Consider the following 8,589-nt stretch of genomic DNA (forward strand, 5'->3'; position numbering starts at 1 on the left):
ACCCGCACCCGGCGACGAAAGCCTCAGAGGTGCGGGGAACTACGCGACCGGCCACGACGAGAGCCGCAACCGGCAGCGCTCAGCCGCACACCACCTCGTCGCCCGTCACCGCGCCGAACTCGCCCTGGTGGGCGTCCTCGGCCCGTACCGGCCGGACGCCCTGGTAGTCCGTCCCGGCGACCACCTTGAGCATGGCCCCCTGGCCCCTGACCGCCTGGAGGCGGGCGCCGGGGAGGGCCGCGGCCAGGGACTTCGCGGAGCGGTCCCAGCGCGGGTCGTAGAGGACGACGGTGTGCTCGGCGACGGCGCGGCCCGACGCGTTGGCGGGGGCGCCCGATGTGCGGAAGCCCGTCTTCTTCAGCGCCTTGTCGACCTTCATGCCGAGCCCCGGGGTCCGCGTCCCGTTCTCGACCTGGACCCGGATCTGCTGCGGCGAGACCCCGACGACCTTCGCCTTCGCCTTCTTCTTGTGGTGCGCGGCGAGCGGCTCGTCGTCGCGCAGGGCCTGGAAGAGCTTGCGGGACTTGACCGGGTCCCACTTCACGGTCGATCCGATGCCCTTGACCGGGTAGCTCATGTCGCCGATCGGCACGGTCGTGAACTCCGACGAGGACGGCGAGAAGTTCCGCATGGCCTCGGCGAGGTCGACCATCTCGTTCGTGCCGAAGCCCGTGTCGGCGCGGACCGAGCTGAGCAGCGTACGGGCGACCTCGCGGAACCTGACCGGGTTGAGGAGCACCCCGGAGGAGGTCGTCGCGGAGATCAGGGAGGCGAGGAAGCGCTGCTGGCGCTGCATGCGGCCCAGGTCGCTGGCGCTGTCGGCGTGCCGGGAGCGCACGTACTGGAGGGCCTGCCCGCCGTTCAGCTTGTGGGAGCCGACGCCGAGGTTCAGTCCGGTGTACGAGTCCTTGAGGGGCTTGGCGGTGCAGACCTCGACGCCGCCGAGGACGTCGACGGTCCGCATGAAGCTGGTGAAGTCGACCTCCAGGTAGTGGTCGATCTTGACGTGCGTCATGTTCTCGACGGTGCGCACGGTCAGCTGCGGCCCGCCCTCCGCGTACGCCGCGTTGATCTTGACGGGGTGGGCGTGGTGTTTCTCACCGGTGGTGCGGTCGGTGTGGGGCGGCATCTCCGCGTAGGAGTCGCGGGGGAGGGAGACGACGGAGGCGCGGTCGTGGTCGGCGGAGATGTGCACGATCATCACGGTGTCCGTGCAGTGGCAGGGGGCGCCGCCGAGCCGGTACTTCTTCTTCTCGGCCGGGGTGATCCTGTCGCGGCCGTCGGTGCCGACGAGCAGCACGTTCGTGCCGTGCCCGGCCGCCGGGCGGTTCTTCATGTCCTTGAAGGGGTCGATGCGGTCGATGCCGCTGTCCAGGCCGGTCACGAGCGCGTGTCCGATGCCGGCCGCGGCCAGCACGGTGACGGAGAACGTGGTCGCCACCCGCATGGCCCACCGGGGCTTCCTCCTGCGCATCGGCCGCACCGGTCGGCGGCCCTGCCCCGGCCGCGGGCGGCGCTGCGGACGGGCGGGGGAGCGGGGCGGCGTGGGCACGGGGGGACACCTCCGCGACGGCGGGCGTGGGATCCTGAGCACCGTAGGCCGATACGATCTCCTGCCCGCGGTAGCGACCCGGGCGGCGCGCGTCGGTGTCCCCCATTAGCGGTAACGTGACCCGCGAAGCCGCACCCCCGGGGCCGACCGACCGGACCCCCGGTCCCCGGCCGTGAAACCGGACCCCCGGCCGTGAAAGACGAGATGGATACCCAGAACGCACCTTCCGACGGGCAGCTCCCGGCGGTCTCCGTGATCATGCCGATCCTCAACGAGGAGAGGCATCTGCGGGAGGCGGTCGAGGCGATCCTGGCGCAGGAGTACGACGGCGAGATGGAGGTCGTGCTCGCGCTCGGCCCCTCGGTGGACCGCACGGACGAGATCGCCGCGCAGCTCGTCGCCGAACATCCCCGCGTGCACACGGTGCCGAACCCGACGGGCCGTACGCCGGCCGCGCTGAACGCGGCGATCAAGGCGTCCCGGCACCCGGTCGTGGTCCGGGTCGACGGGCACGCCGCGCTCTCGGCGGGCTACATCGAGACCGCCGTACGTCTCCTGGAGGAGACCGGCGCGATGAACGTGGGCGGCATCATGCACGCCCAGGGCACCAACGCCTGGGAGCAGGCCGTCGCCGCCGCGATGACCTCGAAGATCGGTGTGGGCAACGCGGCGTTCCACACGGGCGGCGCCGCGCAGCAGGCCGAGACGGTCTACCTCGGTGTCTTCCGGCGCGAGGCGCTGGAGCGGCAGGGCGGGTACAACGAGGAGTTCATCCGCGCCCAGGACTGGGAGCTGAACTTCCGGATCCGTGAGGCGGGCGGGCTCATCTGGTTCTCGCCCGAGCTGAAGGTCTCGTACCGGCCGCGCCCGAGCGTGAAGGCGCTGGCCAAGCAGTACAAGGACTACGGGCGCTGGCGGCACGTGGTGGCGCGCTATCACGCGGGCTCGATCAACCTGCGCTACCTCGCGCCGCCGGCCGCGGTGTGCGCGATCGCGGCGGGCACGGTCGTGGGCGCGGCGCTGACGCCGTGGGGCTTCGTGATTCCGGGCGGTTATCTCGCGGCGATCCTCGCGGGCTCCGTCCCGGCGGGCAAGGGTCTGCCGCTGAAGGCGCGCGCCCAGATCCCCGTCGCCCTCGCCACGATGCACATGGCGTGGGGGTGGGGCTTCCTGACCAGCCCCAAGTCGCTGGCGAAGAAGGTCATCGCGTCGCGCCGGCCCGCCGTGCTCGGCGGCGACAAGGCGAAGAGCGCCGCCAACTAGCGCACGGGGCGCGGGAGTTCATCTCCCGCGCCCCGTTGTCCCGCCGCGCGTCCTACCAGGTGTAGCCCGGCTCCACGGCCATGCACTTGGAGGCGTCCGCGCCGTTCTGCGTCTGATCCTTGTCGAGGGCCTTGCTGTCGTCGGTCGCGTCGGCCGCGTCCTTCGGGTAGGTGTCGCCCTCGCGCCAGTCGGCGCCCACGGTGAGGGTCACCCCGGACACGGCCGTCGACTTCTGGACCGAACTCAGCGGAATCCCGAGGGACTTGGCGACGGCCTGGGCGTCGCCCTCCAGGTCGGCCGACGGGAACTGGATCACCGTATGTTCCTCGGACAGGGTCTGCGACTGGTCCGCGACGGCCCGGGTGAAGCCCTGGCCGGTGAGGATCCGAGTCACCGCCGAGGCCCGCCCGCCCGCGGCCGGCACGGTCGCCGTGCGTGTGCCGTTGCGCACCTGCACCGCGATCTGACCGATCGGCGCCGCCGGATCGTCCGAGAGCTCGGTCTTCGGCTTCTTCTTTTTCTTGTCCTTGCCGTCGAGCGCGATGTCGTTCCGGAGCATCCGCCACAGGGCGTCGGCCTCGCCCGCCTTGGGGGCCACGCGCGCGCCCTCGTACACGAACGGCATGGTCGTCATCGTGATCCGGTCCGGATCGGGCTTCTTCAGCTCGGTGCTCAGGTCGTACAGCTTCTTGACGGTGTTCAGGCCGTCGTCGGGCTTCACCGCCTTCGTCGCCTTCTCGGCGAGCGTGCGCAGCTTGCCCGGGTGGCTGAACGTCGTGTTCTTGCGCAGCTCGCGGACCATCGCGCTCATGTACATGTGCTGCGCCTTGGCGCGCGCGATGTCGCTGCCGTCCTCGAAGCCGTGCCGGGTGCGCAGCCACTGGAGGGCCTGCTCGCCCTTCACGTACGTGGTGCCCTTCTTCAGCTTCAGGCCGGAGCCCTCGCCCCGGCTGTTGCGGGAGTAGACGTTCTCCTTGACGCACACCGGGACACCGCCGATCGCGTCCGCCATGGACACGACGCCCCAGAACTCGACCATCATGTAGTGGTCGATGTGGATGCCCGTCATCTGCTCCCAGGTGGCGACCGTGCAGCCGGCGCCGCCGCGGGCCAGCGAGGAGTTCACCATCTGCCGGGACACGGTGGCCTCGTAGACGTGGCCGCTCTTCGGGTCGGTGCACTTGGGGAGCTGGGTGAGCGTGTCGCGCGGCATGCTCACCACGGACATGTTCGTGCGGTCCGCCGACAGGTGCAGCAGCATCTGCACGTCGGCCAGCGGCGGCGCGCCCACGCTCGCCTTGTGGCCGCCCAGCCTCAGGTTCTCCTTGTTGTTCCGGTCGTCCGACCCGATCAGGAGGATGTTCAGCGGGGTCTGGCCCGCCGCGTTGGGCGTCGGCTTCGCGGCCCGGTGCTCGCCCAGGCTGAGCCGCCCGGTCTGGATGTTGTTGTTCAGGTGCTGGTACCAGAGGTATCCGGCACCGGCCGTTCCCAGTACGAGGACCGCGAGCACGCCCGTGGTCCAGCGCAGTATTCGCGAGCGTTTGCCGCGCGCGCTTCGTCGCCCCATCCTTGCCCCACACTCCCCACCCCTGGCCAAGGCTCGGCCGCCCCGCTGTCATGTGGTGAGACAGTCTGGGGGCGGCCGAGGTTGGTCATTCGGCGCACACAGTTTTGTCCGCCGTCGATTTGTCCACGTCCGGCGCCTTCGCCGAACCGTTGATGGGCACCCCCGCGCCCTTGAAGTCCTTGCCGAGGATCAGGATCATCGCCGGCAGGCCCTGGTCGTTCGTCTCGCTCTTGCCCGGCTTGAGTGCCGATCCGGGCAGCCCCATGATGTCCGCCAGCTTCCGGGCCTGGTCGGCCTGGTCAGGCGAGTACTCCAGGGTCGTCTTGGACTGGTCCTTCGGCGCGTTGCCCAACTGGCTCGACTTCAGGACGCCTTCGGTGTTCTGCAGCCAGGTGAGCGTGGTGCCGGCGGAGCCGGGCGGCGCGCCGCCGTTGTAGAGGTCGACGCGGACCTCGGAGGCCGCGGAGCGCGCGCCCTTGAGGCGGGCGGAGTCGGCGGCCTTCTTCTTCTTTTTCGTCTCCGTCAGGGAGACGTCGTTCTTGATCGCGTCGAAGATCGCCGGTGCGTTCGCCTGGTCGACGACGACCGTGGCGTGGACCTTCTCGGTCGGGTTGTCCCGGACCGGGATCGTCACGAAGGAGATGTTCTTCGTCGGGACCTTGTTCAGCTCCAGGGCCACGTCCTTGAGCTTCTGGAGGCTGCCGATGCCCTGGTCGACGGTGAGCGCCTTGGTGGCGGCCTCGGCGAGGCCCGTCAGCTTCGACGGGTTCGTCAGGGTGTCGCCGGAGCTCATCTTGCGGGCCAGCGAGCCGAGGAACTGCTGCTGCACCTTGATGCGGTCCAGGTCGCCCGCGTTGCCGAAGGCGTGCCGGGTGCGGACGAAGGCGAGGGCCTGCTCGCCCTTCACCACGCTCTTGCCGGCGGGCAGCTTGAGGTGCGAGTCCGGGTCGTCCACCGGTTTCTTGACGCAGACCTCGACGCCGCCGACGGCGGTGGACAGGGTCTTCACCGCGTTGAAGTCGGCCATCATGAAGTGGTCCGGGGTGATCCCGGTGACCGCCTTGACGGTCCTCATGGTGCAGCCCGGGTCGCGGCCGTCCTGGCCGAGGCTCGTGTTGAAGCGCACGTTCGGGGTGCCGGCGATCGGCTTGCCGTCGGTGGTGCACTCCGGGACGTCGACGATGAGGTCGCGCGGGATGCTCAGCGCGGTCGCGTTCGTCCGGTCCTTGGAGACGTGCAGCAGGATGTTCGTGTCGGCGTGACCGACGCTGCCCTTGTCGCCGTAGCCCTCGTTGCCCTTGCCGGTGCGCTTGTCCGTGCCGATGACGAGGATGTTGAACGCCTCGTCCTTGGAGAAGCTGTTCTTGGCGTCAGGAGTGTTGCTGACCGTCAGGTTGCCGTTGAGGTGCTCGAGGTAGATGTACATCGCGCCGGCGCCGGCCAGGACGACGAAGGCCATCGAGCCGGAGGTCCACAGCAGGGCCTTCTTGACCTTCGACTTCTTCTTCGGCTTCGACCTGCGCCGCCCGGTGTCCGGAGCCAGGGCCTCCGGCTCACGCCTTCTGCGCTGGGGAGGGACGTCTCCCGGGTCCTGCTGCTGCCGTCGCCGGCCGCCGGGCCGCGGTGCGGTGCGGCGCGGTCCCGGCACCCCCGACTGCTCAGCGGAGGGGGTCAGTCGCAGTTCGTAATCACCGGTCTGCGGGTTCAGGACCCACTGGTCTGCGGGGTCGATGTTCTCCGCCCGCCCACGGCCTTGCGCGTCCACGGTTGTCTGTGTCCTCCGTCGGGGCCACGCGGCGCCCTACCCCCCTTAAAGCGGGCGCCCGGTCAAAGTCGGTCAGCAGTGCGCGACCTTGCCCAAGCGTGGCCGGGTGCACCGGATCGCTCACACTATCCGCCCAGTTCAGCGCCCGGCGACGGCGGTGACAAATTCCACTCCCCTACAACTGGGCATTCCGGCCCATATCTTTGAACCTGTGTGCCGGCTGATGACTCCCGCTTTACCGAGGGGCGGTTGAGGCGCCTCCGGAGGGCGCGGACCGGCCTCGGCCGCAGGTGTCCTGCTTCGCCGTATTGCCCCGGAACGTCGGCGCGGGGTCGGGGGTGTCGGAGGCGGATGCCGAGGGCGAGGACGCCCCGGACTTCTCGTCCATTTCCCTCTGATAGGCGACCGTTTCATCGGAAATGCCGGGGGAGGAGTTCTCGCCCGCCTGACGCGCGGCGGCCGGCGCCTCCTTCGTGACGACGACCGGCCGGTCGGTGCGCAACTGCCGGAACAGCTGGTCGGCGGCGGGCTGGACGAGCTGGTCGCGGTTGGCGTTGTAGACGTACGACTCCCGGGGCACGGTCAGGAACTGGATGCGGTCGGCCGGGATGTTCCGCATCCCGCGCACCAGGTCGTACAGGCCGCGCAGGCTCGCCAGGCCCGGGTCGGTGGTCAGGGACGACGTGGCGGCGTCGAGCAGCGGGTACAGCTTCGTCGGGTTCAGCAGGACACCGTTGCTCTGGACCTTCTCGACGAGGGCACCGAGGAAGCGCTGCTGACGGTCCATCCGGTCGGTGTCGCTGCCGTTGCCGAGGCTCTTGCGGGCGCGGACGTAGCCGAGGGCCTGCTCGCCGTTGAGGGAGTGCTCGCCCGCGGACAGCTTCAGATGGGCGTCGGCGTCGTCGATCGGCTCGTCCAGGCAGACGGTCACTCCGTCCACGGCGTTCACCATGTCCTTGAAGCCCTGGAAGTCGACGACCATGTGGTGGTCGACGCGGATGCCGGTCACCTTCTCGACCGTACGGATCGTGCAGGCGGAACCGCCCGCCTCGAAGGCGTAGTTGAACATGGCGAACGTCGGCTCCAGACGCTTGCCGCCCGGGGCGGTGCAGCGCGGCATGTTCACCATCAGGTCGCGGGGGAACGAGACGGCGACCGCGCTCTTCCGGTCCGCCGCCACGTGCAGCAGGATCGTCGTGTCCGAGCGCTGGGTGCCGTCGTTGCGGCCGTACTTGCGGTTCTTGCCGGCGCGCGAGTCGGACCCGATGAGCAGGATGTTCTGCGCGCCGTGCACCAGGACGGTGGGCCGCTCCTTGTCGTACTTGGCGAGTTCGGCCGCCGCGTCCGTGTCCTCGGTGATGTTCCCGCTGAGCTTCTCGTAGACGATCCAGCCGGCCCCGCCCGCCACGAGCACCAGGAACGCCAGTGCGCACGCCGCGTACCGCAGCCGGCGCCTGCGCCGCCGGACGCGTCCGGCACCCGTCGGCGACGAGCCGGTGCCCGGGCCGAGCGGTGTGGCTGCGGAGTCGGTCACGTGCGGTCCCCTCACGGTCCGGCCTGGGGAAAACGGCGTCTCCACGATCATCCGCCCGGCCGCGCCGGGCGGCCGGGGGAGCGGGGCCGAACGGGTGAAGATCCGCTACTTCGCGGTCGCCGACACCCGCTCGCTGTCGATGCGCCGGGCCAGCGCCTCCTCGTCGAGCCGGTCCAGGTTCCGGCACAGCACGACGGAGCCGCCCGCGGCCAGCGGCGCGAAGAGCCCCGCACTGAGTCCTTGCCAGGTGTCGTACGGGAGACCGGACAGCAGCCGGGAACCCGGCCCGGTCAGCCCGAACGGGGCGGCGTCCGCGAGCGCCCGCGCGGCGACCTCCGCTCCCGTCCACTCGGCCCCCGCGACGACCAGCGAGGGCTCGTCGGGGTCGACGGGGGAGAAGGGGGCGAAGCGGTCGCCCTGCGAGGGGACCTCGACGGCGTAGTCGACGAAGCCCTCCGGCGTCTGCGGGAAACGGCCGCCGAGCGGGCGCAGCGCGAGAGCGACGCGCTCGCCGGAACAGGCGCGGGCCGCCTCCAGCGTGTCGGGGCCGCTCACCACGACGTCGGCGGCGGCCGGGTCGCCGCCGACGTCCGCGACGGCGCCGACCGAGGCGCAGGCCAGCAGCCAGACGGCGGTCTGCCAGTGGGCGGGCAGCAGCACGGCGACACGGTCGCCGGGCTCGACGTTCAGGTCGCCCTGGAGGAGGTTGGCCGTCTTGTTGACCCAGTTCGCGAACGTGGCCACGGACAGTTCCACGCGCTCCCCGGTGGCGTCGTCGTAGAAGGTGACCAGGGGGCGACCGGGATCGTCCGCGAGGGCGTGCTGAAGCAGTGCGGCGGCAGTACGGGGCTCGGATTTCACGGGTTCAGCGTATGCGCGGTGCGCTTCGCGGGACGTCCGGGTGCGGG

Annotated in this window: 6 protein-coding genes; 1 reads left to right on the forward strand and 5 read right to left on the reverse strand. The window is 70.5% G+C overall.

Annotated features, from left to right (window positions below):
• Positions 1–79: 79 nt before the first annotated feature.
• Positions 80–1,552, reverse strand: a complete 1,473-nt coding sequence (locus tag ACZ4E1_RS40185; protein WP_467548948.1) for an LCP family protein — start codon at positions 1,550–1,552, stop codon at positions 80–82.
• A 204-nt stretch (positions 1,553–1,756) separates the two neighbouring features.
• On the opposite strand from ACZ4E1_RS40185, the gene ACZ4E1_RS40190 reads away from it, so the two are divergent.
• Complete coding sequence (locus ACZ4E1_RS40190; RefSeq protein ID WP_467548950.1) at positions 1,757–2,815, forward strand: glycosyltransferase family 2 protein; 1,059 nt, start codon at positions 1,757–1,759, stop codon at positions 2,813–2,815.
• A 52-nt stretch (positions 2,816–2,867) separates the two neighbouring features.
• Here ACZ4E1_RS40190 and ACZ4E1_RS40195 read toward each other — a convergent pair whose 3' ends face one another.
• The 4 genes from ACZ4E1_RS40195 to ACZ4E1_RS40210 all read right to left on the reverse strand — a co-directional run bounded on the left by ACZ4E1_RS40195 (position 2,868) and on the right by ACZ4E1_RS40210 (position 8,542).
• A complete protein-coding gene (locus ACZ4E1_RS40195) occupies positions 2,868–4,382 on the reverse strand; it encodes an LCP family protein (protein ID WP_467548952.1) in 1,515 nt (504 codons plus the stop codon).
• Between the two features lie 85 nt (positions 4,383–4,467).
• Entirely contained in the window at positions 4,468–6,147 is a 1,680-nt protein-coding gene (locus ACZ4E1_RS40200; RefSeq protein ID WP_467548954.1) for an LCP family protein, read from the reverse strand.
• Between the two features lie 235 nt (positions 6,148–6,382).
• The gene (locus ACZ4E1_RS40205; protein WP_467548956.1) at positions 6,383–7,681 is read right to left on the reverse strand and encodes an LCP family protein; all 1,299 of its coding nucleotides are present in this window, start codon (positions 7,679–7,681) and stop codon (positions 6,383–6,385) included.
• Between the two features lie 105 nt (positions 7,682–7,786).
• A complete protein-coding gene (locus ACZ4E1_RS40210) occupies positions 7,787–8,542 on the reverse strand; it encodes a TIGR03089 family protein (protein WP_467548958.1) in 756 nt (251 codons plus the stop codon).
• Positions 8,543–8,589: the final 47 nt, after the last annotated feature.

This window comes from Streptomyces sp. NPDC025806 (assembly GCF_055558275.1).